At 69.3% G+C, this 18,148-nt stretch carries 17 protein-coding genes; 4 read left to right on the plus strand and 13 right to left on the minus strand.

Translation table 11 applies throughout. The annotated features are described in order from the left end of the window. Positions 1-35: 35 nt before the first annotated feature. From L0C25_RS01345 to lepA, 9 genes are all read right to left on the minus strand, one after another. Complete coding sequence (locus L0C25_RS01345) at positions 36-803, minus strand: amino acid ABC transporter ATP-binding protein (protein WP_271634573.1); 768 nt, start codon at positions 801-803, stop codon at positions 36-38. Then, entirely contained in the window at positions 781-1,620 is an 840-nt protein-coding gene (locus L0C25_RS01350; protein ID WP_271634574.1) for an amino acid ABC transporter permease, read from the minus strand. The genes L0C25_RS01345 and L0C25_RS01350 overlap by 23 nt, the downstream gene beginning before the upstream one ends. Further along, positions 1,613-2,449 carry an ABC transporter substrate-binding protein gene (locus L0C25_RS01355; protein ID WP_271634575.1) on the minus strand — a complete coding sequence of 279 codons (837 nt, stop codon included), beginning with the start codon at positions 2,447-2,449 and terminating at the stop codon, positions 1,613-1,615. Before L0C25_RS01355 ends, L0C25_RS01350 begins: the two co-directional genes overlap by 8 nt. Positions 2,450-2,642: 193 nt before the next feature. Further along, a complete protein-coding gene (gene hemW, locus L0C25_RS01360; RefSeq protein WP_271634576.1) occupies positions 2,643-3,854 on the minus strand; it encodes a radical SAM family heme chaperone HemW in 1,212 nt (403 codons plus the stop codon). A 12-nt stretch (positions 3,855-3,866) separates the two neighbouring features. Beyond that, positions 3,867-5,195: an AMP-dependent synthetase/ligase gene (locus tag L0C25_RS01365; protein ID WP_333908558.1), complete on the minus strand. Its 1,329-nt coding sequence runs from the start codon at positions 5,193-5,195 to the stop codon at positions 3,867-3,869. Further along, the gene (locus tag L0C25_RS23945; RefSeq protein ID WP_333908559.1) at positions 5,152-5,712 is read right to left on the minus strand and encodes an AMP-binding protein; all 561 of its coding nucleotides are present in this window, start codon (positions 5,710-5,712) and stop codon (positions 5,152-5,154) included. Before L0C25_RS23945 ends, L0C25_RS01365 begins: the two co-directional genes overlap by 44 nt. 103 nt (positions 5,713-5,815) lie before the next feature. Continuing rightward, positions 5,816-7,051, minus strand: coding sequence for an MFS transporter (locus L0C25_RS01370; RefSeq protein ID WP_271634577.1), 1,236 nt, complete (start codon positions 7,049-7,051; stop codon positions 5,816-5,818). Next, positions 7,051-7,686, minus strand: coding sequence for an MOSC domain-containing protein (locus tag L0C25_RS01375; protein WP_271634578.1), 636 nt, complete (start codon positions 7,684-7,686; stop codon positions 7,051-7,053). The genes L0C25_RS01370 and L0C25_RS01375 overlap by 1 nt, the downstream gene beginning before the upstream one ends. Next, positions 7,683-9,554: a translation elongation factor 4 gene (gene lepA, locus L0C25_RS01380; protein ID WP_271634579.1), complete on the minus strand. Its 1,872-nt coding sequence runs from the start codon at positions 9,552-9,554 to the stop codon at positions 7,683-7,685. The genes L0C25_RS01375 and lepA overlap by 4 nt, the downstream gene beginning before the upstream one ends. Before the next feature lie 139 nt (positions 9,555-9,693). On the opposite strand from lepA, the gene L0C25_RS01385 reads away from it, so the two are divergent. From L0C25_RS01385 to rpsT, 3 genes are all read left to right on the plus strand, one after another. After that, positions 9,694-10,965: a GNAT family N-acetyltransferase gene (locus tag L0C25_RS01385; RefSeq protein ID WP_271634580.1), complete on the plus strand. Its 1,272-nt coding sequence runs from the start codon at positions 9,694-9,696 to the stop codon at positions 10,963-10,965. Between the two features lie 97 nt (positions 10,966-11,062). Continuing rightward, positions 11,063-11,470 carry a YccF domain-containing protein gene (locus L0C25_RS01390; protein WP_271634581.1) on the plus strand — a complete coding sequence of 136 codons (408 nt, stop codon included), beginning with the start codon at positions 11,063-11,065 and terminating at the stop codon, positions 11,468-11,470. Between the two features lie 102 nt (positions 11,471-11,572). Then, complete coding sequence (gene rpsT, locus L0C25_RS01395; RefSeq protein ID WP_271634582.1) at positions 11,573-11,833, plus strand: 30S ribosomal protein S20; 261 nt, start codon at positions 11,573-11,575, stop codon at positions 11,831-11,833. Between the two features lie 85 nt (positions 11,834-11,918). Here the strand turns inward: rpsT and holA are convergent, their stop codons facing one another. The 3 genes from holA to L0C25_RS01410 are packed head-to-tail and all read right to left on the minus strand — an operon-like array spanning position 11,919 to position 16,121. Further along, on the minus strand, positions 11,919-12,917 hold the full coding sequence (holA, locus tag L0C25_RS01400) for a DNA polymerase III subunit delta (RefSeq protein ID WP_271634583.1): 999 nt from the start codon (positions 12,915-12,917) through the stop codon (positions 11,919-11,921). A 46-nt stretch (positions 12,918-12,963) separates the two neighbouring features. Beyond that, positions 12,964-15,225, minus strand: coding sequence for a ComEC/Rec2 family competence protein (locus tag L0C25_RS01405; protein WP_271634584.1), 2,262 nt, complete (start codon positions 15,223-15,225; stop codon positions 12,964-12,966). After that, positions 15,222-16,121: a ComEA family DNA-binding protein gene (locus L0C25_RS01410; RefSeq protein ID WP_271634585.1), complete on the minus strand. Its 900-nt coding sequence runs from the start codon at positions 16,119-16,121 to the stop codon at positions 15,222-15,224. The genes L0C25_RS01405 and L0C25_RS01410 overlap by 4 nt, the downstream gene beginning before the upstream one ends. A gap of 185 nt (positions 16,122-16,306) precedes the next feature. Between L0C25_RS01410 and L0C25_RS01415 the strand changes: the two genes are divergently transcribed. After that, complete coding sequence (locus L0C25_RS01415) at positions 16,307-17,152, plus strand: NAD(P)-dependent oxidoreductase (protein ID WP_271634586.1); 846 nt, start codon at positions 16,307-16,309, stop codon at positions 17,150-17,152. A gap of 34 nt (positions 17,153-17,186) precedes the next feature. On the opposite strand, the gene L0C25_RS01420 is transcribed toward L0C25_RS01415, so the two are convergent. Beyond that, positions 17,187-18,038, minus strand: coding sequence for a DegV family protein (locus L0C25_RS01420; protein WP_271634587.1), 852 nt, complete (start codon positions 18,036-18,038; stop codon positions 17,187-17,189). Positions 18,039-18,148 lie beyond the last annotated feature (110 nt).

The raw sequence follows: 18,148 nt of genomic DNA on the forward strand, positions 1-18,148 counted from the left end.
CTCCTCACAGGGCCAGAACTCTCTCCTCACCGTTATTAGTCGGCGTGGGTCGGGTCGAGGACGCGGCGCAGGAACTCGCGCGTACGTTCCTGCTGCGGATCACCGATCACCTGGTCGGGCGGTCCCTGCTCGACGATCACGCCACCGTCCATGAACACGACCCGGTCGGCAACCTCGCGGGCGAACGCCATCTCGTGCGTCACGACGATCATCGTCATCCCCTCCTCGGCGAGTCGGCGCATCACGGCCAGCACCTCGCCCACCAGCTCGGGGTCGAGTGCGGACGTCGGCTCGTCGAACAGCATCAGCTGCGGCTCCATCGACAGCGCCCGCGCGATCGCGACCCGCTGCTGCTGGCCACCGGACAGCTGCGACGGGTACTGGTCGACCTTCTCGGTGAGCCCGACACGGTCGAGGTTCTCGCGGGCGATGCGCTCCGCCTCGGCCGACTTGCGCCGCAGCACGGTCTCCTGCGCGATCGTGCAGTTCGCCAGCACCCGCTTGTGCGGGAACAGGTTGAACTGCTGGAACACCATGCCGATATGCCGGCGCGCGCCGTCGATGTCGCAGTCCCGGTCGGTCACATCGGTACCTCGGACGAGCACGGTGCCGGACTCCGGCTGCTCGAGCAGGTTGATGCAGCGCAGGAACGTCGACTTGCCCGAACCCGAGGCACCGATCACGCACACGACCTCGCCCTTGCGTACGGAGAAGTCGATGCCGCGCAGCACGTGGTTGTCGCCGAACGACTTGTGCAGGTCGGTGACGTCGACGACGACGTCAGTGGTCGAAGCGGCGGACATTCGCACCTCCGGTACGTGCCTCCAGCCGACGTACGAGGTACGACAGCGGGAGCGTGATGATCAGATATGCAACACCGGCGACTATCAGCGGCGTCAGGTTCAGCGTCGTGTTGGCGAGCTCGCGACCGAGCTTCGTCAGGTCGTAGTTCGCGGCGGAGAAGCCGATGACGTAGACCAGCGAGGAGTCCTTGACCAGCAGGATCAGCTCGTTCGTCAGCGGCGGCAACATTGTCCGGAACGCCTGCGGCAGCACGATCTTGCGCGTCGCCTGCGCCGATGTCATGCCCAGGGTGCGCGCGGCTTCGGTCTGCCCGCGCGGCACCGCCTCGATGCCGCCACGGATCGTCTCTGCCATGTACGCGGTGCCCACAATGCCGAGCGACAGCCACACGACGCCGAACGGGTCGAAGGGGACAGTGAGCCCGTCGAAGGCTATCGGCAGCAGCGACAGGACCATGAACACGATCAGGGTGGGAAGCCCGCGGAAGAACTCGATGTACGCCGTCGCTATCCAGCGGTACGGCCCGACCGACGACAGGCGCATCAGCGCCAGCAACGTACCGCCGGCCAGCCCGAGCACGAAGCCTCCGAGCGAGTACTCGATCGTCTTCACGAGCGCGTCCCAGAGACCTTGCTCGAATGTCATCTTGATGTCGTCGGGATTGAAAAAGACATCGACGATCTGGTCCCAGTTCGCCGCGAACGCGGCAACGAGGAGGACGACCACCAGTCCGACGTACTGGGCGATCCGGATGCGCTGTGCCCGCTTACGCGGGCTCAGCCTCGGCTTGGGCTCGGCGGTGGCCGTCTCAGCCATCGGTGTTCGCGCCCGGCGTCGTACCGAACCATTCCTTGTAGATCTTGTCGTACTCGCCGTCCTGCTTCGCCTTCGCGAGCACGTCGTTGAGCCGGTCGATCAGCTTCTGCGCGTTCTCGTCGTCCTTCTCCGCCGGGAAGCCGTACTGCTCACCGGTGTCGAACTCCGCGGCGACCTTCGTATCATCGTTCTGCTCGACGAAGTCGGTGAGCACCGTGTTGTCGTTGATCGCGGCGTCGACCTTGCCCGTCTTGACGCCGTTGAACTCCGAGATCGAGTCGTCGAAGACGATCATCTCGTAGCCGTTCGCGTCGGCCTGCTCCTCCGCGTACACCTGCCCGGTCGTATCGGTCTGTACGCCCAGCTTCTTCCCGTCGAGATCCGCCAAGCTCTCGACCGACGAGTCGGCCGGGACGAGCAGCGCCTGGGTGGCGTCGAAGTACGGGTCGGAGATGAGCAAATCACGCTCACGGTCGTCGGTGATCGTCATGGCACCCATGCCGATATCGCACTTTTTCGACGCGAACACCGCGCCGGACATGATCTGCTCCCACGCGATATCGACGACCTCGATGTCGACGTCGAGATCCTTCGCGAGCAGGTCGAGGATGTCGACGTCGAAGCCGACCACCTCACCGCTGTCGTCGCGGAACTGGAACGGCTTGTACGGCAGGTGAGTGCACACCGTCAGCTTGCCCTCACTGACGAGCTCGACGCCCTTCGCAGTGCCTCCGTCGTCACCACCGCCGCAGGCGCTGAGGGTGAGAACGGCGCTCAGGGCGGCGGCCGCGGCCACCAGTCTCCGGACTCGTCGCACGGGCGAACTCATGAGATCTCCTCGTAGGTAAGTGATGCCGAGTGACGACATTGTCTCGGCAGCGTACGCCCAGCGCGAGACCCGACGCGCACGAGTTTCAACGGGTGAGCCGGCACGGCCAGGCCGCCCTCTGGACCTCAACGGCACGCTGACCCGTCGATGGTGCATCGCTGACCCGTCGACGCTGCGACGACTCGGCAAGTGTTCAGGGCGTCAGCCGGTGGACCACGGCGTCGGCGAGGAGCCGGCCGCGCGGGGTGAGCACGAGGCGCTCGGCGGCCTCCTCCACGAGCCCGTCGGTGACGAGACCCGGGACCGCGGCCGCTCCCCCGGCGTCGAGCACGTCCAGGCCGAGGCCGTCGCTGAGCCTCGACTCGAGCAGGATTCGTTCCACTCGCCGAGTCTCGTCATCGAGCACCTCGCGCGCATGTGCCGGCGTACGCCCGGCGGCGAGGCGTTGCGCGTAGGCCGCGGGGTGCTTGACGTTCCACCAGCGCACGCCGCCGACGTGGCTGTGCGCGCCCGGCCCGAATCCCCACCAGTTCGCGCCGGTCCAGTACAGCTCGTTGTGCCGGCACCGTGCCTCGGGCGTACGCGCCCAGTTCGACAGCTCGTACCAGCCGAGTCCCGATGCGGAGAGCAGCCGCTCCGCCAGCAGGTACTTGTCGGCCATCTCGTCGTCGTCCGGCGCCGACACCTCGCCGCGGGCGACCTGGCGCGCGAGAGCCGTGCCCTCCTCGACGATCAGGGCGTACGCGCTCACGTGATCGGGCGACAGACCGACCGCGTAGTCGACGCTGGTCTGCCAGTCGGCGATCGACTCACCCGGCGTGCCGTAAATCAGGTCGACGCTGAGCTGCTCGAAGCCTGCCTCCCGCGCGGCCGCGACGACCGCCGGCACGCGCGCGGCGTCGTGCGTACGGTCGAGCGTGGCGAGTACGTGCGGCACGGCCGACTGCACGCCGAACGAGATGCGGTTGATGCCTCCAGACCGCAACCGGGCAAGGGATCTCGCATCCACGCTGTCCGGGTTGGCCTCCGTGGTCACCTCGACGTCGGCGGCGAGACGGTACGTCGCGTCGATGCGCTCCAGGATGCTCGGCAGCGCACCGTCGGGCAGCAGCGTCGGCGTACCCCCGCCGAAGAACACGGTCGACACCGGCGGCACATCGGAGCCGAGCACTCGTCCGGAGAGTGCGATCTCCCCCATCACGAGGTCGGCGTACGTCTCCCGCGACGCACCGGAGCCGAGCTCGGCCGCCGTGTAGGTGTTGAAGTCGCAGTATCCACAACGCGTCGCGCAGAACGGCACGTGGACGTACACCCCGAACGGCTCGTCCCGTAGCGACGCGAGCGCAGCCTCGGGCAGCGCGCCGTCGTCGGGAACGGGATCACCGTCGGGGAGGGTGGAGGGCACCCCCCAAGTCTCTCAGTCGTAGAGCGCGTCCAGCTTGTCGCGGTGCTTGTCTTCGACGACCCGGCGCTTCAGCTTCAGGCTCGGCGTGAGCTCGTCGCGCTCGATGGACAGGTCGTGGTCGAGGATGACGAACTTCTTGATCGTCTCCCAGCGGTTGAGCTTGGAGTTGAGCTCGTCGACGTGTGCCTGGATCGTCGAGCGCATCGCCTCGGACTGCGCCACCTCGGCATAGGTCGCGCCCTCCATGCCGTGCTTGGCCGACCACTCGGTCACCGCATCCGCGTCGAGCGTGATGATCGCCGAGCAGAAGTTGCGCTCCTGACCATGCACGATCATCTGGCTGGCGAGCGGACAAACACCCTTGAACACGCCCTCGATGTGCGACGGTGCGACGTACTTGCCGCCCGACGTCTTGAACAGGTCCTTCTTGCGGTCGGTGATGCGCAGGTAGCCCTCGTCGTCGAGCTCACCGATGTCACCGGTCGCGAGCCAGCCGTCCTCCAGCAACGTCTGGGACGTCTCCGCCTCCATGTTGTGGTAGCCGTCCATCACCCCGGGACCGCGTACGAGCACCTCACCGTCGTCGGCGATCTTGAACTCCGTGCCGGGGAACGGCGGACCGACCGTGCCGAACTTGTAGTTCCACGGCCGGTTGAGGCTGCTGCCCGCGGCGGTCTCGGTGAGTCCGTAGCCCTCGAGGATGACGATGCCGACCGCGTCGAACCACTCCGCGACCTCGTACGACAGCGGCGCCGAGCCGGAGATGAAGAACCGCACACGTCCGCCGAACCGCTCGCGGACCTTCGACAGCACCAGCTTGTCGGCGATCGCGTACTGCGCCTTGAGCAGTGGCGAGATGTCCGCACGGCTCCGACGGGCCCGCGAGACCTTCAGGCCGACGCCGAGGGCCCAGTGGAACAGCTTCGCCTTGATGCCGCCTTCGTCGTCGATCATGGTGACGATCCGGCCGTACGCCTTCTCGAAGATGCGCGGTGCCGCACCCATGAACGTGGGGCGCACGTCGGCGATGTTGTCGACGATCTTGTCGATGCGGCCGTCGACGGCGGTCACGCAGCCGATCTGCAGCTGCGTCGCGAGCAGCACCTTGCCGAACGAGTGCGCCATCGGCAGCCAGAGGAACTGCACGTCGTTCTCGTCGAGCTGCCGCTGAGCCGTGGTGGCGGCGCCTTCGTACGTCCAGGCGGAGTTGGCCAGCCGAACGCCCTTCGGACGACCGGTGGTGCCCGAGGTGTAGATCAGGGTGGCGAGACTGTCGGGTTGGATCGCGGCGACCCGGTCATCGACTGCCGACGGGCGCTCGCTGAGATGCTTCTCGCCCATCTCCTCGAAGCGTCGCGAGCGTGATGACCCACGGGTCGTCGCCCTCGTCGGGGGTGCCGTCGAACGTCACGACCTTCGAGACGTCGGGCAGCTTGTCGCGTTGGTCGCGCAGTTTGGCGATCTGCCCGTCGTCCTCGGCGAACACGACGACGCTGTCGGAGTCGGCCACGATGTACACGACGTCGGCAGCGATCGTCGACGGATACACCGTCGTGGTTGCCGCACCGGACGCGACGATCGCGAGATCGGAGACGATCCACTCGTACCGCGTCGACGACGCGATCGCCACCCGCTGCTCCGGCTCGACTCCGAGCGCGATCAGCCCGGCGGCGACCCGCGTCACCTCCTCGCCGGTCTGGGCCCAGGTGCGGCTCGTCCACTGACCCGCTCCGTCCGGAAAGCGGTACGCCTCGGCGTCGGGTGTCTTGCGTACCCGATCGAAGAAGACGGCGCCCATGCTCGGGAGGCGATCGTCGATGCTGGCCTGGTCGACCGGGGGCTCGGCCTGGGTGCTCATGTCGGCGGTCCTCACGCTCGGACGGGTGCTGTGCACGTCACCGTACTGGAAGTATGTGACTCGCGGGTAGGCCGTTGCGGAGCCGTTACGACCGGGCGCCTACCTAGGCGAGGTCGACGCCGAAGGCCGGCCGCGTACGCACCGACCACTCTACGGCGGGGATCATCGCAAGGCCGAGGAGCACGAAGGCGCCACCGAGGATCCACCAGCCGGGCGCGCCCAGATGGATCGGGAGCAGGGTGATCACGGCGGGCCCGAGCATCGTCGACAGCGAGAAGCCGGTCGTCGCCATGCCCTGGTACTGGCCCTGGGCGTGGTGCGGCGCAAGGTCCTGGCCGAGGCAGAACTGCGCCGCGGTCTGGGTGATCTCGCCGAAGGCGTGCAGTACGCCGGCGATCAGGAGCAGCGGCACCGCCTCCGCCGCCGACCCGCCGTCGGTCAGGGAGATCAGCACGCAGACCACGAGGAACACCAGGCCCGCGAACGAGGTGGCCCGCGCGGCCGTGCGTACGGACTCGATGCGACGGCTGATCGCGACCTGGCCCAGGACGACTGTCGCCGTGTTCACCACGAACAGCACCGAGACGATCCACGTCGGTGCGTCGGTGTACTCGTTGACCCACAGCGGTATGCCGACATCGAGGATCGCGTACTGGACACCGGTCGAAGCGAGGATGAGGGTGACGAGGACGTACGAACGATCGCGGAACACCCGCCCGATCGGCACGGCCGCCTCGCGGGGCGTTGGGTCGACGTGCGGGTAGCGGCGCATGACGAACGCCGCCACCCAGGCCGTGACGCCGTTCAGGATCAACACGATCTGGTACGCGAGCGGCGAGTCGAGTGCGAGGGCGACGGCACCACACGCGGCACCGATGCTGATCCCGATGTAGTTGACGGCCCGCAGGTACGCGCGGATGCGCAGCCGCTCCGGCCCCCGCACACTGGTCGCGATCAGTGCGCTGCGTACGGCGGCCGATCCGCGGTCGAAGGTCATCAGGGCGGAGACGGTGACGACGAACGACCACCACTGCGTCGCGAACGGCACCAGGATCGCCGCGAACCCGGCGCACACGAGCAGCACCATCAGCAGCTCACGGGCGCCGACCCGGTCGCTCAGATGCCCTAGCGGGATGCCCGCGGCGAGTCCGAACAGGCCCGAGATGGTCAGCCCCAATCCGACCTCGGTTGCCGGGAGCTCCTGGATGCGGGTGAAGTACAGAACCGCCGCGACCGTGAACATGCCGTGGCCGATGGTGTTGGCCAGCGTCGTACGCGCCATGACGGAGGCTTCGGGCAGGTCCGGACGTGCCCAACCCAGCCGTCCCCCGGATGCCATCACGGTTTCCTTGCGCCGTACCTCTCGGCTCGCTTGCGTGCCTCTTCCGCCACCCTCGGCTCCTCGAGCAGTCGTGGTAGCAGCGACCGTTCGGTGGTGAGGGCGCGAAATGTCAGCCCGATAGTAACGTGATGTGCGCGTTCTTCAACTATTTGCACGGCGTCGCCGGACTCGATGACACCTTCGCGCACGACCCGGAGGTACGCGCCGGGGCGGCCCGCCTCGGTGAACCGGCGTACCCAGCGGGGCTGGTCGATGAAGCCGGCGAACACCGAGCACGGGATGCGTACGGTCGCGACCTCCAGCACTGCGGTGCCGATCTGCCACCGCTCTCCGATGCGGGCCTCGTTGAGGTCGATGCCGCGGGTCGTGAGGTTCTCGCCGAAGCCTCCGGGTGGGATCGGGCGGCCGAGCTCGGCCGCCCAGACCTCGAGGTCCTCGGCTGCGAAGGCGTAAACCGCCTGATCGACACCGCCGTGGTTCCCCAGGTCGGCGATCTCGTCGGGCTCGAGACCGAGCGTCGCCACGCGTACGGGACCCTCGACCGGACGCTTGTCGATCGCGCTCCGCTTGAGCGACCCCCAGGGCACCGGCCGGGTCGTACCGACGTTGACCGACTCGACGACGCCGGTCACTTCTTGGCCGGTTTGTCCTTGGACTCGCCGGTCGAGAGGGCGGCGACGAACGCCTCTTGCGGCACCTCCACCCGGCCGACCATCTTCATCCGCTTCTTGCCTTCCTTCTGCTTCTCCAGCAGCTTGCGCTTGCGGCTGATGTCTCCGCCGTAGCACTTCGCGAGTACGTCCTTGCGGATCGCGCGGATGGTCTCGCGCGCGATCACCCGCGAGCCGATCGCGGCCTGGATGGGCACCTCGAACTGCTGGCGCGGGATCAGCTCCTTCAGCTTGCCCGCGAGCGCGACCCCGTACGCGTACGAGGACTCGCGATGCACGATCGCGCTGAACGCGTCGACCGGCTCACCTTGCAGGAGGATGTCGACCTTGACGAGATCTGCCTGCTGCTCGCCGGTCGGCTCGTAGTCGAGCGACGCGTAGCCCTTGGTGCGGCTCTTCAGCGCGTCGAAGAAGTCGAACACGATCTCTGCGAGGGGCAGCACGTAGCGCAGCTCGACGCGGTCCTCGGACAGGTAGTCCATGCCGTCGAGCGAACCGCGGCGGCTCTGGCACAGCTCCATGATCTGACCGATGTAGTCGCTGGGAGACAGGATCGTCGCGCGTACGACGGGTTCGTGGACCGCTGCGATCTTGCCCGTCGGGTACTCCGACGGGTTGGTCACGATCTCCTCGGTGCCGTCTTCCATGTCGACGCGGTAGACGACGTTGGGCGTCGTCGAGATGAGGTCGAGTCCGAACTCGCGCTCGAGTCGTTCACGCACGATCTCCATGTGCAGCAGCCCGAGAAAGCCGCAGCGGAAACCGAAACCGAGAGCGCCCGAGGTCTCCGGCTCGTACTGCAGCGCGGCGTCGTTGAGCTGCAGCTTGTCGAGCGCGTCGCGAAGCGTCGGGTACTCGTCGCCGTCGATCGGGTAGAGGCCGGCGAACACCATCGGCGTCGGATGGCGGTAGCCGCCGAGGGGCTCCGTCGCGCCCTTGTTGGCCGACGTGACCGTGTCACCGACACGCGACTGGCGTACCTCTTTGACGCCGGTGATCAGGTAGCCGACCTCGCCGACGCCGATCTCCTTGGTCTTGGTCGGCTCCGGGGAGATGACGCCGACCTCGAGCATCTCGTGCACAGCGCCGGTCGACATCATCGTGATGCGGTCGCGGTGCGTGAGCTTGCCGTCGAAGACACGGACGTACGTCACGACGCCGCGGTAGGTGTCGTATACCGAGTCGAAGATGAGCGCGCGGGGCGGCGCGGTGGCGTCGCCGGTCGGTGGCGGGGTCTGCTCGACGACGGCGTTCAGCAGGTCCTCGACGCCTTCACCGGTCTTCGCCGAGACGCGGAGCACGTCCGTGACGTCGCAGCCGATGATGTGCGCGAGCTCTGCGGCGTACTTGTCGGGCTGCGCGCCGGGCAGGTCGATCTTGTTGAGCACCGGGATGACATGGAGGTCGGCGCCGAGCGCGAGGTAGAGGTTCGCGAGCGTCTGCGCCTCGATGCCCTGCGCGGCGTCGACCAGCAGGATGGCGCTCTCGCACGCCTCCAGGCTGCGGCTCACCTCGTACGTGAAGTCGACGTGTCCGGGTGTGTCGATCAGGTTGAGCACGTACTGCGTCGCGGTGCCGTCGGCCTCGCGTCGGGCGAACGGAAGCCGGACCGCCTGGCTCTTGATGGTGATGCCGCGCTCGCGCTCGATGTCCATCCGGTCGAGATACTGCGCCCGCATCGACCGGTCGTCGACGACTCCGGTGTGCTGAAGCATCCGGTCGGCGAGCGTGGACTTGCCGTGGTCGATGTGCGCGATGATGCAGAAGTTGCGGATGATCGCGGGATCAGTCGCCCCGGGTTGCGGAGCGTCGCTGGGTCTCGGAGCCATGATCAGCCATCCTCCCACGCGGGGCGGACTCGCTCACCGGATGGCTCCGCATGCTCGGCCGGCGTGCCGGCGCCGTCACCACCCGCCGTGGCCGCTAAAAGCGTTGCGCCGCCCCATTCGCGGCGACATGCTGAGCAGCATGGCCAAGCCCGATATCAGCGTCGTCCGCGCGACCGACGACGACCGCTACCTCGCCACCGACCAGATCGTCTGGTTCGAGGAGATCCCCGGCGCGTCGACCTCCGAGCAGCTGCTGGGCGTACCGGCCGATCAGCGGTTCGCCGTCGAGATGGCGGACGCAGACCCGGGCGCGTACGCGGGAATCTATGGCGTCCGGCCGATGCAGCTCGCCGTGCCCGCCGGCCCGACCGGACGAGCGCGGCTCGTGCCGTGTGCGGGTCTCACGTGGGTCGGCGTGCACCCGGACCACCGGCGCCGGGGAATCCTGACGGCGATGCTGCGACACCACGTCGAGCAGACCCACCGCGAGGGCGTGGCGCTCTCCGCGCTGCACGCCAGCGAGCCGGCGATCTACGGCCGGCACGGCTACGGGGTCACGACCCCGACGTACGCGGTCACCCTCGGCCGCGGGACCGAGTTGCGTGCGCCGGGGCTTGATGCCGCCGCCGGCGAGGTGCGCACACGGTTCGAGACTGCTTCAGAGACCGGCATGGCCGAACGGGTCCGCGAGTGCGACCTGCGGATCGCCGAAGGATCGCCCGGCGTCATCGTCGGCGACGAGAGCTTCTACTCCTACATCATGCAGGCCAACGGATGGCCGGAGCAGCGGCGCGACAAGGAGCCGATGCGCTTCCTCTTCGCCGTGCGCGACGGCGAAGAAGTCGGTCTGGCTGCATTTCGCCGCTATCACAAATGGGACAACGGTCGCCCGCAAGGCAGGCTCGAGGTCCTCGGCCTGGGCGGCGATCCTGTGACCCGGCTGGCGCTGCTCCGCCGCCTGCTCGACTTCGACCTGATGGCCAGCGTGGAGTTGCCGCGAGTCGGCACGGACGACCCGCTCTGGTCGTGGATCGGACCGCGGGCGGCCGACAAGGTGGACGTGCACGAGAACCTCTGGATCCGGATCATCGACCTGCCCGAGGCGCTGCCACTGCGCGCGTACGCGGAGGACTGCGATGTGATCGTGGACGTCAACGATCCCGCCGCGCCGTGGCAGGCCGGTCGTTGGCGGATCCGGGTTCGCGACGGCGCTGCCAGCGCCGAGCGGACCGAGGATACCGCCGACGTCGAGCTACCCGTGGCAGCCCTCGGATCGGCATACCTCGGCGGCACCAACCTGGTCGCCATGCACAACGCCGGGCTGCTCGACGAACGCCGGCCCGGCGCGATCGCCGAACTCTGGCGGGCGTTTCGCACCGATCTGGCGCCGAGTCCGGCCATGGGATTCTGAGGCCTTCGCGGCCGCGAGTGCGGGAGAACCCAGAGCCACCCCTGAATCCTGCGGCGATCGCCCACATTGCCGACGCCGAGGGACTAGCGTCGAGACCATGCGGGTCGTACTGAATGTCATCTGGCTGATCTTCGGCGGGTTGTGGCTCGCCCTCGGGTACGTACTGGCCGGGATCATCTGCTGCATCCTGATCATCACCATCCCGTTCGGCATCGCCTCCTTCCGGATCGCCAGCTACGCCCTCTGGCCGTTCGGGCGTACGACGGTCCCGAACCCCGACGCGGGAGTGCCGTCGCTGCTGGGCAACGTGATCTGGATCGTGTTCGCCGGCTGGTGGCTCGCGCTCGGCCACATCATCACCGGCATCGCGCAGTGTCTGACGATCATCGGGATCCCGCTCGGCATCGCGAACTTCAAGCTGATCCCGATCTCGCTGCTGCCGCTCGGTTATCGCATCGTGTCGACCGATCGGCCGTTCGCAGACGCGCGCGCGTACGCCGAGTGAGCACCGATTTGGGGCGGCCGACCCCGCACTGATAAAGTGAGCGGTCGCGTCCTCGGGACGCGATCCGACCCATACACCACGAACACACTCGAGGCTTGCCCAGTGGCGAACATCAAGTCGCAGATCAAGCGCAACCGGCAGAACGACGCCGCGCGCGAGCGCAACAAGGCCGTCCGCTCGGCGCTGAAGACGTCGGTTCGGCGCTTCAACGAGGCCGCCGACGCCGGCAACACCGACGAGGCGACGACGCTGGCACACGACGCGTCGCGCAGGCTCGACCAGGCCGCGACCAAGGGTGTCATCCACAAGAACCAGGCCGCGAACCGCAAATCGGCGATCGCGAAGAAGGCCGCGGAGCTCTAAAGCCGAGCACGTACCGACACGTTGGACCCCGCCACTGCGGCGGGGTCCTTCTTGCGTCTTGGCCCTGAGGGCTTGTCGTGCGTGCTCAGCGGCTCCGTGCGCGATAGACCGACAGCACCATGTGCTCGAGCGCGTACTCGGGGTCGCCGGCGCCGCCCTTGACGTCGAGGTCGGCCACGGCGACCGAGGACAATGCGCTGGCGAGGCCCGCCGACTCCCACGAACGCAGCTGCGCACGCAGCGACCGGACCCGGAATGCCGGCGCACCGATCTCGCGGGCGAGGTCGGTGTCGCGGAGGCCGCGGGGCGCGGACTGCAGCTTCGCGAGGGACCGCAGGCCCGATGCGAACGCACTGGTGATGAGAACCGGTGCCACATGATTGCCGATGGCCCAGCGAAGCTGCTCGAGGGCGACTCCCAGCCTGCCCTCGATGGCCGCGTCGGCGATGTCGAAGCTCTTCACCTCGGCCCGCCCGTCGAAGTACTGACGTACCAGTTCGATCGTGATGCGGGGCTTGCCGCCCTGCGCCGGCGCGATCGCCGAGACCAGCTGGTCGCAGGCCGCGGCGAGTGCCCGCAGGTCGTTGCCGACCGCGGCCACCAGGAACGATGCGGCGTCGTCGGTGATCGCGCCGCCGTGCTCGCGAACCTCCGAGACGACCCAACCGCCCAGCTCCCACGGCTTCGGCGACACGGTCTTCACCTCGCTCACCGCGTCGAGCTTGCGGAGCTTGTCGAGCAGCCCTTTGCCCTTGTTGCCGCCCGGGTGGACGAGTACGCACGCCACGTCGGGCGACGGCGCGCCCGCGTAGGCGAGCAGGTCTTTGTGCGCTTCGTCGGCGAGCTCGGACAGATCGCGTACGACCAGCGTGCGCACGGACGAGAACAGCGACGGGCTGGTGAGGGCGGCGAGCTCGCCGGCCGCGATCGACGCGGCCGACACGTCGCTGACGTCGGCTTCCGGGGCTTCGGCGCCCGCGATGCCAAGCAGGCGGGCGACAGTTCGCTCGGACAGAAACTCTGCCTGGCCGCTCACGAGGGTGACGACCCCGAACGGCGATGTCGAGCTGGGTTTCGTTGCCATCGTCGGACAGCATCCCACGGCGCGCCGACAGTCGCCGTACCCGCGGTCACCGTGTCACGACCTCCGGCCCGCCGTCGCCATCGACGACGGCGATGTCACCCCTCAGGTCGGTGCGTACGACGCGCATCGCGTTCTGCTCGGCGAGCTCCAGCATGTCGGGGTCGGGATGGCCGTAGTCGTTGTCGGCTCCGACACTCACCAGCGCGAAGGGCGCGTCGACCGCCCGGAAGAACGCCGGATCCTGGTTTCCGCTGCCGTGGTGGGGCACCTTGAGCACATCGGCCTCCAGATCGGGGACGGCCCGCAGGATCGCCGCCTGCGCCTCCGGCTCGACATCGCCGGTGAGGAGGATGCGGATGCCGCCGACCTCCGCGAGCAACACGACGCTCGTGTTGTTGACCGCGGCGCCGTCGCTCGGATCCGACACCGGCGCCTCGGCTCCGACAGGCCCGACGACCCTCCAGGACACCGCGCCGACGCTCTGCCGGTCGCCGAACTCGAGCCGTACGACCGGTACGCCGACGTCATCGGGCACGGTCGCCGCATCGACGCCCAGCGCACCGACGGTGCGATCGGCAAGTACACCCTCGAGCCCGCCCGTGTGGTCGGCGTGGTCGTGGGTCAGGACGACCAGCGGCACCCGGTCGACGCCGAGGTCGTCCAGACATCGGTCGACGGGACGCGGGTCGGGTCCGGTGTCGACGACGACCGCCTCGCCCGACCCGGCGTTGAGCACGTTCGCGTCGCCCTGACCGACGTCGCACATCACCATGACCCACCCCGGCGGCGGCCAGCCGATACTCACCGGGCGGACGATCAGCACCGCCGCGAGCGCGACGGCCGGCACGCAGACGAGCGGCCGGGCCAGTGCCCAGTGACAGCCCGCAGCGAGCAGCACCGACACGACCGTGATCGCAATGATCGTCGGCGGGTCGGTTCCCCACTCGGCGGCGGCTCCGGGCAGCGCGGCCGCGCGGTGGCCGATCGCCACGATCCAGCCCGCGAACAGTCCGGTCACCCATCCGACCAGGTGACTCGCCGGGTCGGAGACGAGCGCGACGACGCCACCCAGCAGCCCGAGCACGGTCGCCGGGCCGACGGCCGGCGCCACCAGGAGGTTCGCCGCGACCGCGACGAACGACACCTGGCCGGAGATCACCGCGACAGCGGGCGTGCAGGCGAGCTGCGCCGCGAGCGGTACGGCGATCGCCTCGGCGCACCAACGCGGCATCCAGCGGGCGAGCCGATCGCGCCACGGCGGCGCGAGCACGAGGATGCCCGCCGTCGCGCACACCGACAGCACGAACCCGGCCGTACGCGCCAGCCACGGGTCGAGCAGCAGCAGGCCGACGATCGCCCACGACAAGGACCGGATGCCGCGACCGGAGCCACCGGCACCGAGCCCCGCGATCGCGACGACTCCCATCGCCGCCGCCCTGACCACACTGGGCTCTGGCCGGGCGAGCAGCACGAAGCCGGCAGTACCCAGCACGCCGAGCGCGATCTTCCACCGGCCGCGGGCGCCGAGCAGACGAGCGAGGAACAACAGGAACCCGACGACAAGGGTCAGGTTCGTGCCGGACACGGCGAGCAGATGCGTCAGGCCGCTCGCCCGGAAGTCCTCGGCGAGCTGGGCCGGTAGCGCGTGGTCGTCGCCGTGCACCAGGGCCGGCACGAGGCCCGCAACGTCATCGGACCGGCCGGACACCGCCTCGGTCACCCCGGCCCGCATCCGCGCCGACGCGTCCCACCACCATGCCGGGTCGCCGACGACTCGGTACTCGTCTCCGGCGTGCAGCTCGGCGGCCTGGTCGGAGGAGTCCGACGGCCCCAGGACGCCGGATGCCTGCACCGACTCACCGAGCCGGACCTGTGCCCAGGCGTCGTCGGCGAATACGACGATCGGCTCTCGGGTGTGTGCCGAAACCCCCCTGCCCTCGACGTACGTCGCGCGCGCCTCGACGACTACCAGTCGGGCGTACCCGGTCTCGATCACGCGCGGATCGCTCACGATCTCGAGCCGGATGTCGACCGCCGCGCCGTCGGAGGCCAACGCCGCGACCGGGCCGGCGGAGGCGGTCGTGATCCGCAGCGCGGTAACCAGGCAGATCGCCCCGAGCACCAGCAACGTGACCGCGAACAGCCGCATCCCACGCCGCACTGCGAGGACGCCGGCGATGCCGGCGCAGACCGCCGCGACCATCACCTGCGATGCCCCGAGGCCGACCGCGACCGCGGCGGCGACCCACGCGACGATCGCCGGAACCACCATCCGGTAGTCGACGGCGACGGGCGCGTCGACCGTCACACGGTCACGAGGTCGCGGAGCTCCTCGAGCGTCACCTCCCCGATGCCGTCGACCTCGAGCAGCTCGTCGACCGACGTGAACTGACCGTGCTCGGTGCGCCAGTCGAGGATCGACTGCCCGGTGACCGGCCCGACGCCCGGGAGTGTGTCGAGCTGTTCGAGGGTCGCGGTATTCAGGTCGACCACCGTCGTCGGCGGCCCACCCGGCGTCGTGGGCGCGCCCTCGACCGGCGGCGTCGCCCCGGCGACCGCCGGCAGCCCGACGACGATCTGCTCACCGTCGACCAGGACGCGCGCGAGGTTGACGGTGCTCAGATCGACGCGCCGATGAGCCGGGCCGCCCGCGGCCTCGATCGCGTCCGCGACCCGGGAGCCTTCCCGCAGGGAGACGATGCCCGGGTCGCGGACCTTGCCCGTCACGTCGACGACGACCTTGCCGCTCGTGGGCGGCGCCGCGGAGTCGCTCGGCGAGGCGGACGGTGCCGACGGGCCCGGTGACCTCGACCCGTGCGTCTCCACGGTCGACATCGGGGAGACATCGCTCGGCCGCGAGGCGATGAACCACCACGCGCCCAGGGCGACGAACACCGCGATGACCGCGACCACGACGACGACGTGGTGGGCCGTCAGCCCCGCACCACCGAGCCGTGACTGAACGGACATCGGCAGCCGGTCGTGCACACCGCCCAGCCGCGCGGGCTGGGGCGGGGCGGACGGCCCGAGATGGGTGCCGGCGTCGGGCGGCGGGCGGGGGACCCCGCGACCCTCGTCCATCTCGAGAGGCGCAGCCGGCGCGCCGTCGCGTCGATCGCCGGCCAATTGGGCACCGATGATCGCGAGCCGCCGCAACGCTGCCTCGTTGCGCGCGCTCGTCGTGCGGTCGTGTCTTCTGCGCATCACACTCGGCAAGGTAGGCACGCGAGCCGCGATCGGGAACGATCTGCCGCGAGACGGTGGATAACCATGCGGATACCGAACGGCCTGTGGACGAAAACCGGCCGGAGGCCGCAGTCGACCGCCGGGAATCGACTCCGGCACCGGACCGTTGCGCTATTCGAGCCGCTAGACGAGAGGAGCGCCAGATGAAGGTCGCGGTACTGGGAACGGGGATCATGGGCGCAGGGGTTGCCCGCACTCTCCTGCGCGAGGGGTTCGACGTACGGGTGTGGAACCGCTCGCCGGCCAAGGCCGAGCCACTCGCGTCCGCCGGCGCGACGGTGTCGCCAACTGCGACCGACGCGGTACGCGGCGCCGGGGTGGTGGTGACCCTCCTGTTCGACGCGGAAGCGGTCGTCGGCGTACTCGAGGACGCGGCAGACGCGTTCGGCGACGCCGTCGTGCTGCAGGCGTCGACCATCGGTCTCGACGGCACCCGGCGCGTGGCGGAGGTCGCGGACAGGCGCGGGATCACCGTGGTCGACGCTCCCGTTCTGGGTACGAAGCAGCCCGCCGAACAGGGCAACCTGGTGCCGCTGGTCTCCGGCGACCCCGCGGCCGTCGACCGCGCCCGGCCGGTACTCGACGCGATCGGTGCGAAGACCGTCATCGCGGGCGAGCGAGTGGGCCAGGCGACCGCCCTCAAGCTCGTGTGTAACGCCTGGGTGGCGAGCCTGACCGGTGCGCTCGGGCAGTCGATCACGATGGCCGAGCGGCTCGGCCTCGACCCTGCGCTCTTCCTCGAAGCCATCGCCGGCGGACCGACCGGCGCCCCGTACGCACAGGTCAAGGGTGCCGCGATGATCGAACACTCGTACGCGACGTCGTTCTCCGTCGACGGCGTGGTGAAGGACGTCGGACTGATGCGAGCCGCGGCGCAGGAGGCAGGCGTCGCGGACGACCTGCTCGCCGCCGTCGAAGGGCTGTTCCGCGCCACCGCCGACCGAGGCCTCGGCGACGACGACATGGCCGCCGTCCGGGAGACCTTCTAGCGCTTGCCGACCGGTCCACGCCGGGGCGGCGGAACTACAGCCGGGGCGCGACCACGACCGCGACCATGCCGGGGCCGACGTGCGCGCCGATGGCCGCCCCGACCTCGAGCACGGGGAGGTCGTCGAGGGCGAGCTCTTCGCGAAGGGCATCGGCCACATCGCGGGCGCGCGCCTCGGCCGACAGGTGTTGCACCGCGACGTCGAACGTCCCGCCGGTGCGGCGCGCGAAGGCGACCGCCAGCTCCTGCAACCGGTTCAGCGCCCGGGCCGACGTGCGTACCTTCTCGAGCGGACCGATGCGACCATCGTCGATGGTCAGCAGCGGCTTGACGGCGAGGGCCGAGCCGACGAGCGCGCCCAACGTGCTGACCCGGCCGCCTCTGCGCAGGTACTCCAGCGTGTCGACGTAGAAGTACGTCGCGGTCGCGTCGCCGCGGGTCTTGGCGGCGGCGATCGCCTTCTCGACCGGTGCGGCGTCCGCGAGTAGCTCGGCCGCAGACAGCGCCGCGTAACCGGTGCCCATCCCGACCTGGCGACTGTCGACGCAGTGCACCGGCACCGGGGCCGTACGAGCCGCGATCTGCGCCGACTCGAACGTGCCGGACACCTCCGCGCTCAGGTGGATCGACAGGATCTGCGATGCACCGCTGTCGGCGAGCTCGGCGTACGTACGCACGAACACCTCCGGTGCGGGGCGCGACGTACTCACCGACTGGTGGGCCTCGAGCGCGGACGCGATATCGGAGGCGGTGATGTCGACGCCTTCGGTCAGGCAGTCGTCACCGACCACGACCTGCAACGGTACGACCCGCACGTCGTAGCGCTCCGCGACGTCGACGGGCAGCGACGACGTCGAGTCGGTGACGATCGCGATCCGGTCGGACATGATTCCCGACACTAACGTGCCGCGCGCCGAATCGTTCACCTCCCCGTAAAGGTCGCGCGGATGAGTCCGCCCGCGAGCCCGGTCACTCCCTGTCCGCGCGACCTCTAAGG

Source organism: Solicola gregarius, from assembly GCF_025790165.1.
Classification (GTDB): domain Bacteria; phylum Actinomycetota; class Actinomycetes; order Propionibacteriales; family Nocardioidaceae; genus Solicola; species Solicola gregarius.

What these genes read in the sequence shown, in the direction of transcription:
- L0C25_RS01385 (WP_271634580.1), top strand. Translation starts at nt 9,694, where the DNA reads ATGGCCAAGCCCGATATCAGCGTCGTCCGCGCGACCGACGACGACCGC.
- L0C25_RS01410 (WP_271634585.1), bottom strand. Translation starts at nt 16,121, where the DNA reads ATGCGCAGAAGACACGACCGCACGACGAGCGCGCGCAACGAGGCAGCG.
- L0C25_RS01370 (WP_271634577.1), bottom strand. Translation starts at nt 7,051, where the DNA reads ATGGCATCCGGGGGACGGCTGGGTTGGGCACGTCCGGACCTGCCCGAA.
- holA (WP_271634583.1), bottom strand. Translation starts at nt 12,917, where the DNA reads ATGGCAACGAAACCCAGCTCGACATCGCCGTTCGGGGTCGTCACCCTC.
- L0C25_RS01355 (WP_271634575.1), bottom strand. Translation starts at nt 2,449, where the DNA reads ATGAGTTCGCCCGTGCGACGAGTCCGGAGACTGGTGGCCGCGGCCGCC.
- L0C25_RS01365 (WP_333908558.1), bottom strand. Translation starts at nt 5,195, where the DNA reads ATGGGCGAGAAGCATCTCAGCGAGCGCCCGTCGGCAGTCGATGACCGG.
- L0C25_RS01345 (WP_271634573.1), bottom strand. Translation starts at nt 803, where the DNA reads ATGTCCGCCGCTTCGACCACTGACGTCGTCGTCGACGTCACCGACCTG.
- lepA (WP_271634579.1), bottom strand. Translation starts at nt 9,554, where the DNA reads ATGGCTCCGAGACCCAGCGACGCTCCGCAACCCGGGGCGACTGATCCC.
- L0C25_RS01415 (WP_271634586.1), top strand. Translation starts at nt 16,307, where the DNA reads ATGAAGGTCGCGGTACTGGGAACGGGGATCATGGGCGCAGGGGTTGCC.
- L0C25_RS23945 (WP_333908559.1), bottom strand. Translation starts at nt 5,712, where the DNA reads ATGAGCACCCAGGCCGAGCCCCCGGTCGACCAGGCCAGCATCGACGAT.
- L0C25_RS01420 (WP_271634587.1), bottom strand. Translation starts at nt 18,038, where the DNA reads ATGTCCGACCGGATCGCGATCGTCACCGACTCGACGTCGTCGCTGCCC.
- L0C25_RS01390 (WP_271634581.1), top strand. Translation starts at nt 11,063, where the DNA reads ATGCGGGTCGTACTGAATGTCATCTGGCTGATCTTCGGCGGGTTGTGG.
- L0C25_RS01350 (WP_271634574.1), bottom strand. Translation starts at nt 1,620, where the DNA reads ATGGCTGAGACGGCCACCGCCGAGCCCAAGCCGAGGCTGAGCCCGCGT.